This is a genomic window from Pseudomonas peradeniyensis (assembly GCF_014268935.2).
Lineage (GTDB): Bacteria > Pseudomonadota > Gammaproteobacteria > Pseudomonadales > Pseudomonadaceae > Aquipseudomonas > Aquipseudomonas peradeniyensis.
The window spans coordinates 339,234-357,069 of record NZ_JABWRJ020000004.1 but is presented as its reverse complement, the minus strand read 5'-3'; the positions used below and the strand labels follow the sequence as shown (position 1 = coordinate 357,069).

Genomic DNA, 17,836 nt, shown 5'->3' with positions numbered 1-17,836 from the left:
GGCCTGGAGGCGCATCCCTGCGCCCTGGGATTCAGAAGCTGTACTTGGCCGTCAGCATCAGGTTGCGCGGATCGCCAAAGGTATCGCCGCCATAGTTCACCGACTTGGAGATCGACGAGTAGTACTTGCGGTCGAACACATTGTTGGCGTTGAGCTGCAGGTCCAGGTGCTGGTTGACCGCGTAGCCGGCCATCAGGTCGGTGACGGCGTAGGCGCCCTGCTCGAGACGGTAGCTGCTGCCGTCGGCCACGGTGAAGTCGTTGTACATGCGGCTCTGCCAGGTGACGCCACCACCGACCCGCAGTTTCTCTAGCGGGCCCTGGAAGTGGTAGGTGGTGAACAGCTTCAACTGGTGCTGCGGTGTGTCGGATTCGAACGGCTTGTTGACCTTCTGCGGATTCTTGGCGTCCTTGACCGTGTGCACGCGGGCATAGGTATAGCCGGCGCCGATCTGCCACTGCTCGGTCAACGCGCCCTGCAGCTCGAAGTCGATCCCCTGGCTGCGCACTTCGCCGGAGGCCTCGTAGCAGGCGAACTGGCCGGCCCGGCACAGGCTCTTGTCCACCTCGACCGCGCGGTTCTCCTGATCAATGCGGAACACCGCGAGGCTGGCGTTGAGCGCGCCGTCGAAGTACTCGCCCTTGATACCCACCTCGTAGTTCTTGCCTTCGATCGGCCGCACCGGCGTGCCGCTGGGATCCTTGTTGTCCTGGGGCTGGAAGATGTCGGTGTAGCTGGTGTACAGCGAGTGGTGCTCGTCCAGCTCGTAGATCAGGCCGGCGTAGCGGGTGACGTTGCGGGTCACCTTGTAGTCACCCTCGTTGCTGCCGCGCTGGTCGTAGTCGTACCAGTCCAGGCGCCCGCCGAGGATCAGCTTGAGCGGGTCGGCCAGGCTCAGGCGGGTGGTGGTGTACACGCCTTCCTGGTTGATCAGGTAGCGGCTGCTGCCTGTGTGCAGGAAGTTTGGCTTGCCGCCATCGATGGGATAGTCCAGATCGTAGGGGCTGTAGTTGCGCTCGGTCATGTCGTAGATGCGCTTGCTGGCACCGACCACCAGCTCGTGGGTGCGGCCGAAGGCCTCGAACGGGCCGCTGGCGAAGGTGTCCAGGCCCAGTTGGTTCTCGTCATAGGCCGATTGGTAGACCGTGCGGCTCAGCGGCTTGCTCAGGTCCCAGCGTGACTGGTAGGAACCGCGGAACAGCGCGTTCTGTTCGCTGTAGATGGCGTTGACCTGCAGCTTCCAGTCGTTGGCCAGGCGCTGGCGCAGCTCGGCGAACAGGGTGTTGATCTCCTGGTCCTTGACCTCCCAGTCGGTGGCCGGGTTGTACGAGCGCGGCAGGTCCTGGTGGTGGCCATTGAGGTCGGTGGGGATCGCGCCCCAGAACACGTTGGTCTTGTCCTTCTGGTGGGACAGGCCGAGGGTCAGGGTGGTGTCCTCGCCCAGGTCGGCCTCGGTGATCGCGTAGAACAGCCCGTGGTCTTCCTGCTGTCCGTCACGGAAACCGTTGGCGTCGCGGTACGAGGCCACCACGCGCCCGCGCAGGGTGCCGCTGTCGTTGAGCGGGCTGGAGGCGTCGAGTTCGCCGCGGTAGTTGTCCCAGCTGCCGGCGGCGCCGGTGAGGGTGACTTTCTGCTCTGCCAGCGGGCGCTTGCGCACCAGGTTGATGGCCGCCGACGGCGTGCCGGCGCCGGTGACCAGGCCGGTGGCGCCGCGCACCACCTCGACCCGGTCGAACATCGCCAGGTTGGGCTGGGCGCCGACCACCCAGCCGGTGTAGGCGCTGGGGATGCCGTCGTACATGATGTTGTCGACGTCGAAGCCGCGGGCCTTGTAGGTCTGCCGGCCCGGGCCGTTGGACTGATTGAGGAACAGCCCTGGCGTGTACCGGGCCACATCGTTGATGCTGGTCATGCCCTGGTCGTCCATGCGCTGGCGGGTGATCACGGTCACCGCCTGGGGCGTTTCGCGCATGGTCAGCGGCAGCTTGGTGGCGGTGGCCATGGAACCGGTGGTGTACGACTTCGACCCCTCGGTGGTGCTGCCCAGGCTGCTGTCGTTGATGGCCGTTGCGCCCAGCTCGATCACGGCCGCCGCTTGCTCCTCGGCCAGCGCGGGGGTGACGGTCGTCATGCAGATGGCCATGGCCAGCAGGTTGCGGGTGGGCGTGAAGCGGCGAGGGGGAAAGTGCGGTGACATGCCGGGCTTTATCCTTATTGCTAGTGCTTATGAGAATAATTAGCAATAAGTGTGTCGGATTGTCAGGCTTGCAACAATGCATTCAAAGCTGAAAATGATGAATTTTTCACAAATTCAATTCATTTGGATTGGTTGAGTGGCTCCCTGAGGCAATCCGTTTACCACGCTGGCGTCCGACCTCCAGCGCCTGCCCGTCGCGCTGTTTGCCATGTCGCGCCTGGCCGACCAGCTCGGGGATCAGCGGGCCCTCCGGCAGGTGACGCAAGAAGCGCCCGGGCAGGTGCTGGCGCAAGGCGCCGGGGTTGAGCCGGGCGGGGTTGAAGGCGTGCCGGTAGTAGGCCAGCCACAGCTCGGCATCGGGGTCCTCGGCGTTGCGCGCCCACTGCCGCCATTGCTCCGGGCATTGGCGTCGGTAGTCCAGGTGCTGGCCGTCGAAGCGCACGCCATCGAGGGGCGTGGCGATCAGCCAGCGCTGACGCCCCAGGCGATCGGCAAAATGCCCGCAGGCGCTGTCGAGGATGTCGTGGGCCGGTTCGTGGTAGGCCACCAGGTCCAGTTGCAACTGCTCGGCCAGTGCCTCGGGCAGTGGCACGAAGCGCACGAAGGCATGCAGGTGATGGGCTTCGCGGCCGACCTGGCGGATGCGCCGCTGCATCTCGCTGCCCAGGCGGTCGCCGGCGAGCATGGCGGTGCGATCGCCATGGGCGACGCGCCACAGCACTTCGTACAACAGGTTCCAGCGTTGCTCGCCGCGGTAGCGACCGGCCTGTTCCAACTGGGCCAGCAGCGCCGCCGGCACGCGGGCGCGGAACGGACCGGTGCCGGCGGGCAGGGGCGTGGGCACGGCCAGCAGGTCGTCCATTCGCGCCTGGCCCCAGGTCACCGTGGCCGGGTCGATGCCATGGCCGAGCAGTTGCCGCGCCTGGTCGCGCCACGTGGCGAAGTCATCGCCGCAGTCCAGCGCGATCATCCCCACAGGCCCATCTGCACCGGTGCCTGGGGTTCGCGCAGGCGGGCGCGCAGCAGGCCGCTGCGCAGCTCGGCCTGGGCCGGGCGGTAGTCGCTGGTGACGATGAACGGGCGGGCCTTGTCCAGCACGCAGCGCAACTGGATCAGGTCGTCGTAGCGGATGCGCCGCTCGCGACGCAGGGCCACCAGGCGCTGCACGCTGCGCAGGCCAATGCCGGGGATGCGCGCCAGCAGGGCTGGCTCGGCGCGGTTGACGTCGAGTGGGAATACTTCGCGGTTGGCCAGCGCCCAGGCCAGCTTGGGGTCGATGTCCAGGGCCAGGTTGCCGGTTTCGCCCAGCAGCTCGCCGGCCTTGTAGCCGTAGCCGCGCAGGAGGAAGTCGGCCTGGTACAGGCGGTGTTCGCGCAGCAGCGGCGGGGCGGCCAGGGGCACGCTGGACGGGCTGTCGGGGATCGGGCTGAAGGCGGAGTAGTAGACGCGCCTGAGGCCATAGCCCTGGTACAGCGACTCGGCGTTGCGCAGCAGGGCGCTGTCGTCGGTGGCGTCGGCGCCGACGATGACCTGGGTGCTCTGCCCGGCGGGGGTGAAGCGGGGTGCCCGTGGTTCACCGGCGACGGCCTGCTGGCCGTGGTGGATCACGCTCATGGCCTGGCGGATGGTGCTGGCGCGTTTTTCCGGGGCCAGGCGTTCGAGGCTGGCGTCGGTGGGCAGCTCGATGTTCACGCTCAGGCGGTCGGCCAGGCGCCCGGCTTCCTCGATCAGCAACGGATCGGCGTCGGGGATGGTCTTGAGGTGGATGTAGCCGCGAAAGCCATGCTCCTCGCGCAGCAGGCTGGCCACCCGGATCAACTGCTCCATGGTGTAGTCGGCCGAGCGGATGATGCCGGAGCTGAGAAAAAGGCCGCTGATGCAGTTGCGCCGGTAGAAGTCCAAGGTCAGGCGCACCACTTCCTCGGGGCTGAAGCGCGCCCGCGGCACGTTGCTGGAGCGGCGGTTGACGCAGTACTGGCAGTCGTACAGGCAGAAGTTGGTCAGCAGTACCTTGAGCAGCGACACGCAGCGCCCGTCGGGGGTGTAGCTGTGGCAGATGCCCATGCCGTCGGTGGCGCCGAGGCCGTCGCGACCACGGGAGCTGCGCTTGGGGGCGCCGCTGCTGGCGCAGGACGCGTCGTACTTGGCGGCGTCGGCGAGGATGCCGAGCTTGGCGATGAGCTGCATGGGGTGGTCCGATTTAACTGTTTATGCATACAGTATTTCGACATTGACCTGCTGGCAAGTGTTTGCAGGTGGCTTTCGAGGCGGGCAGCGGTACCCTCACAGGAGTAACTGGCCCGAAACAGATGTAGGAGCGGCCTTGCGCCGCGATGCGCCGCGCGGGCGGCGCTCGATCTCACAGGCGCTGCAACCCTGTCGCCGAACACCCTGAAAGACCCTCATTTCAAGGCGATCCACCCTCGGCATCCCTGATTACAAAATTGTAATCTTCCCGCCACCCCCCCGATAACCACCCCTGCCTAAAGTCCCTCGCCAAAGCATTCCGCCGCTTGTCGACGAGGACTTCCGCCGTGCCCATCCCCCGCAAGATCGCCTTGCTCTGCCTGTTGCTGGCCGGCCCCGCCGGTGCCCAGGGCCTGAGCCTGGACCAGGCGCTCGACGCCGCCTTCGCCCAGAACCCGGACTTCGCCGCCATCGGCCGCGAGATCGGCATCGCCGAGGGCGAGCGCCGCCAGGCCGGGCTGATCCCCAACCCAGAGCTGTCCTGGGAGGTCGAGGACACCCGCCGCGACACCAGCACCACCACCGTGACCCTCAGCCAGGCCCTGGAGCTGGGCGGCAAGCGCGGCGCGCGGATCGAAGTCGCCGAGGCCGGCCAGGCGATCGCCCGGCTGGAGCTCGAACGCCAGCGCAACAGCCTGCGCGCCGATGTGATCCAGGCCTTCCATGCCGCCTTGCGGGCACAGACCGCGCTGGATCTGGCACAACAGTCGCAGGCGCTGACCGAACGCGGCCTGCGGGTGGTGGAAGGGCGGGTGCGGGCCGGGCAGTCCTCGCCGGTGGAGGCCACCCGTGCCCAGGTCCAGCTGGCCCAGGCCGAGGCAGCGGTGCGTCGGGCGCGCACCGAACGTGGCGTCGCCAACCAGGCCCTGGCGCGCCTGACGGGCAGTGCCGAGGCCCGCTTCGAGCGGCTCGACGCGAGCAACCTCTCGCCCGGCCCGGCGCCGCAGAGCGAGCCCCTGCTGGCCAAGGTCGAGCAGACCGCCGAATGGCGCCTGGCCGCGGCGCAGATCGAGCGTGGCGATGCCAGCCTCGGCTCCGAGAAGGCCCAGCGCATTCCCAACCTGACCGTCAGCCTGGGCAGCCAGTACAGCCGCGAGGAGCGTGAGCGGGTCAACGTGGTCGGGCTGTCGATGCCGCTGCCGCTGTTCGACCGCAACCAGGGCAATGTGCTGGCCGCCGCCCGCCGCGCCGACCAGGCCCGCGACCTGCGCAACGCCGTGGATCTGCGCCTGCGCAGCGAAACCCGCAGCGCCCTGGAGCAGTGGGGCACGGCCATGGGTGAGGTCCAGGCCTACGACCGCACCATCCTGCCCGCCGCCCAGCAGGCGGTGGACACCGCCACCCGAGGCTTCGAGATGGGCAAGTTCGCCTTCCTCGATGTGCTCGATGCCCAGCGCACGCTGATCGAGGCACGCGGGCTGTACCTCGAGGCGCTGGCCCAGGCGACCGATGCCCGGGCGCAGGTGGAGCGGATCTACGGCGAGCTTTGAGCCTCGACCCATCGCGGGGCAAGCCCGCTTCCACGCATTCCCGTGGGAGCGGGCTTGCCCCGCGATGGGCCCTGAACTGCAACGACTTTTCCAGCAGGAGCAACAATGACCAACCCACGCAAGCTCGCCATCCTCGCCGCTGCCCTGGCCATTCTCGGCCTCGGTGGCGCGGCCTGGACCGGCACCCTCGGCAAGGCCGGTAGCGACCAGGCCCAGCACGACGACCATGGCGAGGAAGGCCATGGCCATGAAGAAGGAAAGGCAGAGGAACATGCCGACGAGGAGGGCCAGCTGCACCTCTCCGCCGAGCAGATCCAGGCCGCTGGCGTGCAGCTGGCCACCGCCGGCCCGCGCACCCTGGGCACCGCCATCAGCTTCCCCGGCGAGATCCGCTTCGACGAGGACCGCACCGCCCACGTGGTGCCCCGCGTTCCCGGCGTGGTCGAGTCGGTGCAGGCCGAGCTGGGCCAGGCGGTCAAGCGCGGCCAGGTGCTGGCGGTGATCGCCAGCCAGCAGATTTCCGAACTGCGCAGCGAGCAGCAGGCCGCCCAGCGCCGCCTGGAACTGGCGCGCCTGACCTTCGAGCGCGAGAAGCAGCTGTGGCAGGAGCGCATCAGCGCCGAACAGGACTACCTCCAGGCCCGCCAGGCGCTGCAGGAGGCCGAGATCGCCGCCGCCAACGCCGGGCAGAAAGTCGCCGCCGTGGCACCGGCCGGCAAGGGCAACCGTTACGAGTTGCGCGCGCCGTTTGACGCGGTGGTGGTTGAAAAGCACCTGACCGTGGGCGAGGTGGTGGACGAGACCAGCAACGCTTTCACGCTGTCTGACCTCAGTCGGGTCTGGGCCACCTTCGCCGTTGCTCCACGCGACCTGGACAAAGTAGTCAGCGGCCGTGGCGTCACCGTCAGCGCGCCGGACCTCGGTGCCCAGGTGGAAGGCAAGGTCAACTACGTCGGCAGCCTGCTCGGCGAGCAGAACCGCGCCGCCACCGTGCGCGCCACCCTGGCCAACCCCAATGGCGCCTGGCGCCCCGGGCTGTTTGTCAACATCGCGGTCACCGTCGAGCGTTTCGACGCCGCCGTGGTGGTGCCGGAAAGCGCCCTGCAGACCTGGGAAGAGCAGACCGTGGTGTTCGCCCGCACCGACGAGGGCTTTGAGGCCCGCCCGGTGAAGACCGGGCGTCGCGACGCCGGCCAGGTGGAAGTGCGCGAAGGGCTGGCCGCCGGCACCGTGGTTGCCGCCGCCGGCAGCTTCGTCCTCAAGTCCGAGCTGGGCAAAGGCTCGGCTGAACACAGCCACTGACCGGGGACGCCATTCATGTTCGAACGTCTTATCCAGTTCGCCATCGAGCAACGCCTGGTGGTGATGCTCGCCGTGGTGCTGATGGCCGCCGTGGGCATCCACAGCTACCAGAAGCTGCCCATCGACGCCGTGCCCGACATCACCAACGTGCAGGTGCAGATCAACACCGCCGCGCCCGGCTACTCGCCGCTGGAGACCGAGCAGCGCATCACCTTCGCCATCGAGACCGCCATGGCCGGCCTGCCGGGCCTCAAGCAGACCCGCTCGCTGTCGCGCTCGGGGTTGTCCCAGGTGACGGTGATCTTCGATGACGGCACCGACATCTTCTTTGCCCGCCAGCTGGTCAACGAGCGCCTGCAGGTGGCTCGCGAGCAGTTGCCCGAAGGCATCGAGGCGGCCATGGGGCCGATCTCCACCGGTCTTGGCGAGATCTTCCTGTGGACGGTCGAGGCCAAGGAGGGCGCGCTGAAGGACGATGGCACGGCCTATACCGCCACTGACCTGCGGGTGATCCAGGACTGGATCATCAAGCCGCAGCTGCGCAACGTGCCGGGCGTGGCCGAGGTGAACAGCATCGGCGGCCATGCCAAGCAGTACCTGATCGCCCCCGAGCCCAAGCGCCTGGCGGCCTACAAGCTGACCCTCAACGACCTGGTCGCGGCGCTCGAGCGCAACAACGCCAACGTCGGCGCCGGCTACATCGAGCGCAACGGCGAGCAGTTGCTGATCCGCGCCCCGGGCCAGGTGGCCTCGGCCGAGGACATCGCCAACATCGTCATCTCCAGCGTCGATGGCACGCCGATTCGCGTCAGCCATGTCGCCCAGGTCGGCCTGGGCCAGGAACTGCGCTCGGGCGCGGCCACCGAGAATGGTCGCGAGGTGGTGCTGGGCACGGTGTTCATGCTGATCGGCGAGAACAGCCGCACGGTATCCCAGGCGGTAGCGGCCAAGCTCGAGGAGATCAACCGCAGCCTGCCCAAGGGCGTGGTGGCGATCACCGTCTACGACCGCACCAACCTGGTGGAAAAAGCCATCGCCACGGTGAAGAAGAACCTCATCGAAGGCGCGATCCTGGTCATCGCCGTATTGTTCCTGTTCCTGGGCAACATCCGCGCGGCACTGATCACCGCCATGGTTATCCCGTTGTCGATGCTGTTCACCTTCACCGGCATGTTCAGCAACAAGGTCAGCGCCAACCTGATGAGCCTGGGCGCGCTGGACTTCGGCATCATCGTCGACGGCGCGGTGGTGATCGTCGAGAACGCCATCCGCCGCCTGGCCCATGCCCAGCAGCATCATGGGCGCATGCTGACCCGCTCCGAGCGCTTCCACGAAGTGTTCGCCGCCGCCCGCGAGGCACGTCGACCGCTGATCTACGGGCAGTTGATCATCATGGTGGTGTACCTGCCGATCTTTGCCCTGACCGGGGTCGAGGGCAAGATGTTCCACCCCATGGCGTTCACCGTGGTGATGGCGCTGCTGGGGGCGATGATCCTTTCGGTGACCTTCGTGCCGGCGGCCCTGGCGCTGTTCGTCACCGGCAAGGTGAAGGAGGAGGAGGGTGTGGTCATGCGCACCGCCCGCCGCCGCTACGCCCCGGTGCTGGACTGGGTGCTGGGCCGGCGCAACCTGGCCTTTGCCGGCGCCGCCACCCTTGTGCTGTTGTCCGGCGTGCTGGCCAGCCGCATGGGCAGCGAGTTCATCCCCAGCCTGAGCGAGGGTGATTTCGCCCTGCAGGCCCTGCGTGTACCGGGCACCAGCCTGTCGCAGTCGGTGGACATGCAGCAGCGCCTGGAGAAGACCATCATCGCCCAGGTGCCGGAAGTCGAGCGGGTGTTCGCCCGTACCGGCACCGCCGAGATCGCCTCCGACCCGATGCCACCGAACATCTCCGATGCCTATGTGATGCTCAAGCCCCGCGAGCAATGGCAGGACCCGGGCAAGCCGCGCGATGAGCTGATCGCCGAGGTGCAGCGCGCCGCCGCCAGCGTGCCGGGCAGCAACTACGAGCTGTCGCAGCCGATCCAGCTGCGCTTCAACGAGCTGATCTCCGGGGTGCGCAGCGATGTCGCGGTAAAGGTGTTCGGCGACGACATGGAGGTGCTCAACCGTACCGCCGCGCAGATCGCCGCCAGCCTGCAGCAGGTGCCGGGAGCCTCCGAGGTGAAGGTCGAGCAGACCACCGGCTTGCCGGTGCTGACCATCGATATCGACCGTGACAAGGCGGCCCGTTACGGCCTGAACGTGGGCGACGTGCAGGACGCCATCGCCATCGCCGTGGGGGGGCGCACTGCCGGCACCCTGTACGAAGGCGACCGCCGTTTCGACATGGTGGTGCGCCTGTCGGAGGCGCTGCGCACCGATGTCGACGGCTTGGCCAGCCTGCTCATCCCGGTGCCGGCCAGCGCCGCCGCCGGTGCCTCGCAGATCGGTTTCATCCCGCTGTCGCAGGTGGCCACCCTGAACCTGCAGCTGGGCCCCAACCAGATCAGCCGCGAGGATGGCAAGCGCGTGGTGGTGGTCAGTGCCAACGTGCGTGGGCGTGACCTGGGTTCGTTCGTCGAACAGGCTTCGCAGACGCTGATCGACCAGGTGCAGATCCCACCGGGTTACTGGACCCGCTGGGGTGGCCAGTTCGAGCAGCTGCAGTCGGCGGCCGAGCGCCTGCGGGTAGTGGTGCCGGTGTCGCTGCTGCTGGTCATGGCCTTGCTGCTGATGATGTTCAACAACCTCAAGGATGGCCTGCTGGTGTTCACCGGCATCCCCTTCGCCTTGACCGGCGGGGTGTTGGCGCTGTGGCTGCGGGATATCCCGCTGTCGATCTCGGCGGGGGTGGGCTTTATCGCGTTGTCGGGCGTGGCGGTGCTCAACGGCCTGGTGATGATTGCCTTCATTCGCAACCTGCGCGAGGAAGGCCGGGGCCTGCGCGCGGCAGTGGAAGAGGGCGCGTTGACCCGCCTGCGGCCGGTGCTGATGACCGCGCTGGTGGCGTCGCTGGGGTTCATTCCCATGGCCTTGGCCACCGGCACCGGCGCCGAGGTGCAGCGACCACTGGCGACGGTGGTGATCGGTGGGATCCTGTCGTCGACGGCGCTGACCTTGCTGGTGTTGCCGGCGTTGTATCAGTGGGCGCATCGGCGGGATGAACCAGGGGTAGCGTAGGGCCCTATCGCGGGGCAAGCCCGCTCCCACGAAGGTGTCGCTTCGTGGGAGCGGGCATGCCCCGCGATGGTTTTAGCGCCGCCGCCACAGCCAGTGATCCAGGCTCAATCTTCCAGCCCCCTTCAACAGCAACGGCAACAACGCCACCAGGTAGATCAGCGGCAGCTTGAAGTTGCCAAAGCCCTGGTCGGTGATCGCATACCCCCGTCCCAGTTCCGCCAGGCTCGACCACTGGCTCGGCCAGTGCACCGCGGCAATCGCCACCACCGTCACCACCATCAGCACCGCCGAGGCCAGCCGGGTACCGAGCCCCAACAGCAGGAGCAGCGGGCAGATCAATTCGGCCCACATCGACAGCTGCCAGTTGAGGTCCGCCGGCAGCAGGTTGAACGGGAACGGAAAACTGCCTTGCAGGTCGGCGAACCAGTTGGCGCCGTTGAACTTCTCCAGGCCCGATTCGAAGAACTCCCAGGCCAGGAACAGGCGCAGCGGCAGGTCGGCGCTCCAGTTGCCGGTGTGGTCGAGGGTGTTGAACAGCTTCCCGTCAGCGGACAGGGGCAGGACTTTCATGGGCAGGCTTCCCGGTGTAGGCGGCAACGGCGGGATGCCGTCGCGCTGTCGTGGCGGGAGTGTGCGCAGGTGGGGTATCGGCAGTGTGTCGGGAGCGATGGGTTTATGTATCGCTGTGTAGCGAGGCTTAGCGGTTGCTGGTCAGGCGCTGTTGCGCCGCCGCGCAGCCGTTGATCTCCACCGCCTTCTGCAGGAAGGCCTGGCGCTGGCGGGGGTCGAGCTCACCGAGCAGCCGGTAGATCTCGGCCTGGTAGTCGCGCTGGCGCCCCCACTGCATTTGCAGGCCTTGCGGGCGGGTGCGGCTGCACGCCAGGCGGGTGGCCGGCTGGGGGTAGTAGGCGGCGTACAGGGTGGCCATGCTGGGGACCGCCTCCAGGGCCTCGCGGTAGGCGGGGCTGGCATTGTACGGTGAACACCAGTGGGCGATGGCCAGTGCAGGCGGGGCGAAGCCTTGCTTGAGGCTGGCTTCCAGCAACGGGCAGGCGGCCTCGGCGATCTGTCCTGCCGGCAGATAGGTGGTGTAGTACAGCGCCAGGCGGTACTGCGCCACCGGGTGGCCGAGGGCCACGGACCTCTTCAGCAGCGCCACCGCCGTTGGCAGCGTGTGGGCCATCGCCTGGCCTTGGCGGCTGAGCTCGGGGTCGCCGCCGGCGGTGCGCAGCGGGCTGGCGCCGTCGTCCTGGCTGTCAGCCTGCTCGAGCAGCGGCAATGCCTGGCGATAGAGCAGGTCGGCATGGGGGTCGATGTTCACGTCCAGGGCCTGGGCGCCTGTGGCGGCCAGCAGCAACGGCAACGACGCGACCAGACAGGCGCGTGGACGGGCCAGAAGCGAGGGGACGGCGGGAATGGTCATGGCAGTTACACGGTGCCTCGGGCGAATCAGGAGCGACGACGGCCTATTCTATCCGTCCGCGTGCCTTCCCCGAAAGCCCGGTGTCCGCTCATCAGACCAGCTTTATCGGCGCGACCTTGCGCAGGGCCTGTCTTTCCTGGGCCAGCCCCAGCTTGGCGGTGATCACCTTGGCCAGTGCGTTGTTACCCAAATCATTGAAGTGCAGGCGGTCGACGAACAGGTGCTCGGCGAACACTGGCGAACTGCTGAGCATGCTGTTCATGTCGTAGCAGGGGACCGGGTCGGCCTGACTCTTGATGCGGCGGAAGAAGGCCATGTGCAGCTGGCTGTCGAAGGTGTCGCCGAGCAGGCGGTCGAAATTCGACGGCTGGCGCTCAAGCTTGCCGAGCATGGCCTGTTCCGCCCTGGGCAATGCCTCGCGGCACCAGGGCAGCAGCGGTTGCAGGATGAAGGTGAGGGTGGTGTGGCCGTCCGCCAGCAGGCGGTCCCACTGGCGCAGGGTGCGGCCCACGGCATCGGCGGCGCGGATCAGGCGCTTGTCCGGGCTCGATAGCGGTTCCACTGGCGGCCAGTGTGCCTCCCGGGCCGGCGCCAGGAGCTGGCCCAGGCGTTGCCAGAACGATTCGCGGCGCACCTCGCCGGGGGCCTGAACGCCTTCGTTGAAACGATTTAGGAAATCCTGGTAGGCCTGTGCCCGGTGCGGGTCCTGCGCGCCGGCGAGGACCTCGGCGAGGGCCTCCTGGGCCAGCGTGTTCAGGCCGCTGAGTACCACCACGTGACCGATCTGGCCGAAACGGTGCTGATGGGTGAGGAACATCAGCAATTCCTGGGTGGCGTTCAGGCCGCAACCGGCAAGGCTCAGCCAGATCTCGCCAGTCAGTACCGACAGGTAGGAGGCCACGGTGTGCTCGTCGGAGCTGGCGCCGATGCCCATGGCGGTTGAGCCGCCCACCAGCAGGTTGACCCGCGCCGCGCCACCGCGCTCGGCCACCGAGAAGCGCTTGCCGGCGCAATGGCTGTAGCGCATTCCCAGGGCATCGGTGTTGATGGTGCCGGAGCGATAGCCGCGCTCGTGCACGTACAGCGTGTGCGGCGCGCGGCGGCTGCCCAACTGCAGGAAACGCTGGTAATCCTGCGCCAGGGGGTCGGATGTGCCCATGCTGCCGGTGGCGGCGGGGTCGATCGGGGTCATGGGCGCTCCTTCTTTTCGGGATTGGCTCAGGCGGCCAGCTCCTTGAGGTTGTAGGCCAGGCCGACGGCGGCGATCAGCAGCAGGGCGACGCCCGAGGCCAGGCTGATCACACGGTTGCTGCGCGGCGAGGCGATCTTGCCGATGGCGAAGATGTACAGGCTGAGCACGGCGAAATCGATGGCGATCCACAACAGCGACAGCACCACCATGCTCTTGCCGAACGACTCGGTGATCTGGATGAACTGCGGGAAGAAGGCAATGAAGAAGATGATGTCCTTGGGGTTGGAGATGCCGACCATGAAGCCCTGCAGCAGGCCGCCACGGCCTGGTTGCGTGCTGGTCGGGGCCTTCGGGGCGCTGTCGACCGGGGCCTGCAGCGCCTCGCGCAGGGTGCCCAGGGCGATATAGCCGATGAACAGGCAGCCCAGCAGGCTCATGGCGCTGAGCCAGGTCTTGTCGATGGCCGCGCTGGTGAGAATGATCCAGGCGGCCGCGCCGATCAGCACCAGCGAAGCCCAGTTGGTGCCGACCGCGGTGAACAGGGCCTTGCGCGAGCCCGAGGCGGCGGCGGTGTTGACGATCAGGGCCACCACCGGACCGGGCGTGGCGATCAGCAGCAGGACGGTGAGGGCGTAGGTGGCGGTCAGTGCGGTATTCACGATCAGTTCTCGGTGAGGGTTGCAGCGGTTGCGTGGGCATGGAACGGGCAGCGCGCCGGGCTCGGCGAACCGGGCTCCTGCAGTTGGTACTGCTTCCATTCGAAGTTGTCGTCCTGGCCGAAGAAGCCCAGGGTGTCGGGCATGACGCCGTTGTTGTAGTGGCGCACCCGATCGCGGATGCGTGCACGGATGCGCTGGCCGCTTTCGGTGCTGGCGCTGGCGACCTCGTCGAAGCTTTCCCGCGGGTTGATGACGAAGGCGATGTGCCGGCCCAGGTTGCGGCTTTTCATCAAGCGGTGGGCGGGGAAGCTCATGTTGATGAACAGCGGCATGCCGGCGAAGCAGAACGACCAGCGCGTGTCGTGCGGGTCCTGCGGTACCTCTTCGGGCCAGGGCTGCGGGTCGCGTGCATGGACCTGGTTCAGCACATCCCACGCCAGTGCCTGCTGCGCCTGCAGCGTTGTGTCGGGCGCCGTTTCGAGGAACACCATCAGCGGGTTGCCGATGCGCTGCTTGAGCGGAATCGGTTCGATGGTGCGGATGTAGTCGCCCAGGCCCCGGGCGATATCGTCGGCCAGCCGATCGGCACGGGCGAAGACGATATGGCAGGTGCGCGCATTGACCGCCTTGCGCCCGAACAGGCACGGGAAGTCGGGGTTGGCGAGGGTTTCCTTGAAGTGTTCTATGGTCTTGTGCGTCCAGTGGTGGCGGTTCTGGACATGTTCATCGGCGAGCTCCAGCGCATCCAGGCGGTAGCAGTTTCCATAACCCGTAAACATGATTTCCCCAGGCATATCCGTATGCAGTGTTTAGTAGGACTTCTCGTTCAATAGATCGTTTTCGTTACATCTCAGCCGGTTTGCTATATTTAATTGTTATTTACCGGCATTTTCCGAGATGGTTCCCGCGTTGTAAAACGCCTGGATCTATGACCTACTATTAGCTTCACTCATGCTCTGGAAGGCGCCATGTCGGAACGGATTCAAGCCTTGCACGCCCTGCGCGCCTTCGAAGTGGCCTCGCGCTACGGCTCCTTTACCCGCGCGGCCCAGGAACTGGCCCTGACCCAGGGCGCGGTCAGCCACCACATCAAGACCCTCGAAGCCCTGTTCGGCTGCGATCTGTTCGAGCGCCGCGGCCCCAAGCTGCGCCTGACCGAGCACGGCCGGCTGCTGGCCCAGGAACTCAAGGTCGGCTTCAAGATCATCGAGAACGCCTGCGCGCTGTTGCGCCAGGACCGCTATGGCGTGCGCCTCAAGGCGCCGTCCACGCTCACCGTGCGCTGGCTGCTCAGGGCCCTGGACGGCTTCAAGCGGGTCGACAACAGCTGCTCGGTGCAACTGTCCAGCGTGTGGATGGACATCGACGCGGTGGACTTCTATTCCGAACCCTATGACTGCGCCATCCTGCTCGGCAACGGGCGCTTCCCGGCAGACGTGGAGAGCCTGAAGCTGTTCGATGAATGGCTGATCCCGGTGTGTCACCCGAGCTACCTCGAGCAGGCCCGGCCGGAGCTGTCGGTGCTCTCCGGCTGCGAGTTCCTCCACCCCTCGCCGGACCGCCGTGACTGGCGGCGTTGGCTGGCGCGCATGGACGCGCTGGACATCAGCATCGACCAGGGCCAGGTGTTCGATACCCTCGACCAGGGCATCTCGGCCGCCCAGCAGGGCCTGGGTATCTCGGTGGTCGACCTGGTGCTGGCCAGTGCCGACCTGGCCGCGGGCAACCTGGTCACGCCGTTCCCCCACGCGGTGGCCACCGGCGACGGCTACTACATGACCTGGCTCAAGGCCAGCCCCAAGGCCCACCAGATGCACAAGCTGCGCGACTACCTGGTGGCGCAGGTGCCGGTGTTGTCGCACAAGGACATCAGCTACCTGTACGGCTGAGGTCGGTGGCGGGCAGCACGCGTTCGAGCATGAAGTCGATGAACACTCGCAGCTTGGGTGGCATCTGCCGACCCGATGGCCACAGCAGGTAGAAGCTGCCGCGCCGCTCCATGAAGCTGTCGAGCACGCTCACCAGGCTGCCTGCCGCCAGTTCCTTGCGCACGCTGAAGTCCGGCAGGCAGGTGATGCCGCGGTGGTTGAGGGCGAAGCAGATGCGCGTCTCGACGTGGTTGCAGACCATCGAGATGGGAATCGCGTAGTCCTGCTCGGGGTGCTCCCGGCGCAGCGGCCAGGTTTCAAGCTTGCCGCTGCTGGGGAAACGGTAGTGCAGGCAGCTGTGCCCGGCCAGTTCGCGGGGATGCTGCGGCGTGCCGCGCTTGCGCAGGTATTCGGGGGACGCCACCAGGTGATGCTGGAAGTGCCCGAGGAACTTGGCGTTGAGCCGCGAGTCCAGCGGCTGGCCACCGCGCATCACCACGTCGAAACCTTCGCCGACGATGTCCACCATGCGGTCACTGAAGTCCAGGTCCAGTTCGATCTCGGGGTAGCGCGCCATGAACTCGGCCAGCGCCGGCATCACCAGCCCGGTCACCTGTGGCAGGCTCACCCGCAGACGGCCGCGAGGCGCGCCGCTGGCCTGGGACAGTTCCTGCTCGGTGGCTTCGATTTCGGCGAGGATGCGCCGGCTGCGTTCGAGGAACAGCGTGCCCTCGGCGGTCAGGGTGATGCTGCGCGTGCTGCGGTGGAACAGGCGCACGCCCAGGCGTTCCTCCAGCCGCGCCACGCGCTTGCCCACGGCGGAGGCGCTGATCCCCAGCGACTGGCCGGCGGCGACGAAACTGCGGGTCTCGGCGACCCGGTTGAAGACCATGAAGCCGCTGAGGCTGTCCATGTTGCGCTCCGATTGCGGACATTGATGTCCTGGCTGACTGGAATTGTACCCGGCTTTTTCCGTAATGCCCCAGCAGCGCACCATGCCTGCCTTGATCGATAGCCGGAGACAACCATGCATTCACCTTCCCCGACGGCGAGCGTCGCCGCATCCCCCGCCAGCGCCGCGCGCCTGCCCCTGAGTGGCCTGCTGGCCCTGGCCCTGACCGGCTTCATCGCCATCCTCAGCGAAACCCTGCCGGCCGGCCTGCTCGACCAGATCGCCGACGGCATGCAGGTCAGCCAGGCCATGGCCGGGCAGTGGGTCACGGCCTATGCCCTGGGTTCGTTGCTCACCGCCATTCCACTGGTAACCCTGACCCAGGGCTGGTGGCGCCGCCGCGCGCTGTTGCTGGCGATCGCCGGGTTCATCCTGTTCAACGGGCTGACCGCAGTATCGCCGGACAATACCCTCACCCTGTGCCTGCGCTTTCTCACCGGTGCCGCCGCCGGCCTGGCCTGGGGCCTGATCGCCGGCCATGCACGGCGCATGGTGATGCCGGCCCAACAGGGCAGGGCCATGGCGGTGGCGATGCTGGGCCAACCCATCGCGCTGTCGCTGGGCCTGCCCATCGGCACTTGGCTCGGCGCCTGGCTGGGCTGGCGCGCGGCCTTCGTGGTGGTCACGGTGGCGGCGTTGCTGCTGACCGTCTGGGTGGTGCGGGCGGTGCCGGATTTCCCCGGCCAGGCCGCCGGCAAGCGCCCCGCAGCGCTGGCGGTGCTGCGCACGCCGGGCGTGGCGCGGGTGTTGCTGGTGATCCTGGCGTGGATCCTCGGGCACAACATCCTCTACACCTACATCGTGCCGCTGCTGGCGGCGGCGGGCATGGCGGCCGAGGTGGGCCAGGTGCTGATGACCTTCGGCCTGGCCTCGCTGGCCGGCATCGTGCTGGTGGGCCTGGGTGTCGACCGTCACCTGCGCGGGCTGGTGTTGCTGTGCCTGGCCGGGTTCGCCCTGGCGACCCTGGCCTTGGGGCAGGCGCAGGGTACTGCCTGGCTGGTGCATGTCAGCGTGGCGCTGTGGGGGATGACCTATGGCGGTGCGCCGACGCTGTTGCAGACCGCCTGCGCCGATGCGGCGGGCGAGGGCGGGGATGTGGCGCAGTCGATGCTGGTGACGGTGTGGAACAGCGCGATCGCCCTGGGCGGGGTTGTTGGCGGGCTGCTGTTGGTCGGCGCCGGGGTCGGATCGTTTGGCGCGGTGGTGCTGGGGCTGCTGGCGTTGGCGTGGCTGCTGGTGTTCAGCGGGCGGCGGGCCGGCTTCGTGGCGGGCGCACGCTAGCCTGATCGGACGCAATCGCGGGGCAAGCCCGCTCCCACGTTCGAATCCTGGCTGGGCATGGGA

The 17,836-nt window shown here is 67.4% G+C and carries 14 protein-coding genes; 5 read left to right on the top strand and 9 right to left on the bottom strand.

What is annotated here, in order from left to right; genetic code table 11:
- Window positions 1-31: 31 nt before the first annotated feature.
- The 3 genes from HU751_RS21810 to HU751_RS21800 form a co-directional block, all read right to left on the bottom strand.
- Window positions 32-2,197 carry a TonB-dependent siderophore receptor gene (locus tag HU751_RS21810; protein ID WP_186733145.1) on the bottom strand — a complete coding sequence of 722 codons (2,166 nt, stop codon included), beginning with the start codon at window positions 2,195-2,197 and terminating at the stop codon, window positions 32-34.
- A 106-nt stretch (window positions 2,198-2,303) separates the two neighbouring features.
- Window positions 2,304-3,167, bottom strand: a complete 864-nt coding sequence (locus HU751_RS21805; RefSeq protein ID WP_186733147.1) for a TIGR03915 family putative DNA repair protein — start codon at window positions 3,165-3,167, stop codon at window positions 2,304-2,306.
- Window positions 3,164-4,384, bottom strand: a complete 1,221-nt coding sequence (locus HU751_RS21800) for a putative DNA modification/repair radical SAM protein (RefSeq protein WP_186733149.1) — start codon at window positions 4,382-4,384, stop codon at window positions 3,164-3,166. The genes HU751_RS21805 and HU751_RS21800 overlap by 4 nt, the downstream gene beginning before the upstream one ends.
- 347 nt (window positions 4,385-4,731) lie before the next feature.
- Between HU751_RS21800 and HU751_RS21795 the strand changes: the two genes are divergently transcribed.
- From HU751_RS21795 to HU751_RS21785, 3 genes are all read left to right on the top strand, one after another.
- The gene (locus HU751_RS21795) at window positions 4,732-5,934 is read left to right on the top strand and encodes a TolC family protein (RefSeq protein ID WP_186733151.1); all 1,203 of its coding nucleotides are present in this window, start codon (window positions 4,732-4,734) and stop codon (window positions 5,932-5,934) included.
- Window positions 5,935-6,039: 105 nt separating this feature from the next.
- A complete protein-coding gene (locus HU751_RS21790; protein ID WP_186733152.1) occupies window positions 6,040-7,236 on the top strand; it encodes an efflux RND transporter periplasmic adaptor subunit in 1,197 nt (398 codons plus the stop codon).
- A 15-nt stretch (window positions 7,237-7,251) separates the two neighbouring features.
- Window positions 7,252-10,398, top strand: a complete 3,147-nt coding sequence (locus HU751_RS21785) for an efflux RND transporter permease subunit (RefSeq protein WP_186733154.1) — start codon at window positions 7,252-7,254, stop codon at window positions 10,396-10,398.
- Between the two features lie 72 nt (window positions 10,399-10,470).
- On the opposite strand, the gene HU751_RS21780 is transcribed toward HU751_RS21785, so the two are convergent.
- The 5 genes from HU751_RS21780 to HU751_RS21760 form a co-directional block, all read right to left on the bottom strand.
- Window positions 10,471-10,968, bottom strand: a complete 498-nt coding sequence (locus HU751_RS21780) for an HvfX family Cu-binding RiPP maturation protein (RefSeq protein ID WP_186733155.1) — start codon at window positions 10,966-10,968, stop codon at window positions 10,471-10,473.
- A gap of 127 nt (window positions 10,969-11,095) precedes the next feature.
- Complete coding sequence (locus HU751_RS21775; RefSeq protein WP_186733156.1) at window positions 11,096-11,821, bottom strand: sel1 repeat family protein; 726 nt, start codon at window positions 11,819-11,821, stop codon at window positions 11,096-11,098.
- Between the two features lie 91 nt (window positions 11,822-11,912).
- Window positions 11,913-13,013 carry a hypothetical protein gene (locus HU751_RS21770; protein WP_225933366.1) on the bottom strand — a complete coding sequence of 367 codons (1,101 nt, stop codon included), beginning with the start codon at window positions 13,011-13,013 and terminating at the stop codon, window positions 11,913-11,915.
- 26 nt (window positions 13,014-13,039) lie between these two features.
- The gene (locus HU751_RS21765; RefSeq protein ID WP_186733158.1) at window positions 13,040-13,672 is read right to left on the bottom strand and encodes a LysE family translocator; all 633 of its coding nucleotides are present in this window, start codon (window positions 13,670-13,672) and stop codon (window positions 13,040-13,042) included.
- 2 nt (window positions 13,673-13,674) lie between these two features.
- Entirely contained in the window at window positions 13,675-14,451 is a 777-nt protein-coding gene (locus tag HU751_RS21760; protein WP_186733159.1) for a YqcI/YcgG family protein, read from the bottom strand.
- Between the two features lie 189 nt (window positions 14,452-14,640).
- Here HU751_RS21760 and HU751_RS21755 point away from each other — a divergent pair, with 189 nt between their 5' ends.
- Complete coding sequence (locus tag HU751_RS21755; RefSeq protein ID WP_186733161.1) at window positions 14,641-15,561, top strand: LysR substrate-binding domain-containing protein; 921 nt, start codon at window positions 14,641-14,643, stop codon at window positions 15,559-15,561.
- Here the strand turns inward: HU751_RS21755 and HU751_RS21750 are convergent.
- Window positions 15,542-16,453 (bottom strand): LysR family transcriptional regulator, encoded by a 912-nt coding sequence (locus HU751_RS21750; RefSeq protein WP_186733163.1) that lies wholly within the window; start codon window positions 16,451-16,453, stop codon window positions 15,542-15,544. The two genes, HU751_RS21755 and HU751_RS21750, sit on opposite strands and share 20 nt — an antisense overlap.
- Before the next feature lie 114 nt (window positions 16,454-16,567).
- Between HU751_RS21750 and HU751_RS21745 the strand changes: the two genes are divergently transcribed.
- The gene (locus HU751_RS21745; protein ID WP_186733165.1) at window positions 16,568-17,773 is read left to right on the top strand and encodes an MFS transporter; all 1,206 of its coding nucleotides are present in this window, start codon (window positions 16,568-16,570) and stop codon (window positions 17,771-17,773) included.
- Window positions 17,774-17,836 lie beyond the last annotated feature (63 nt).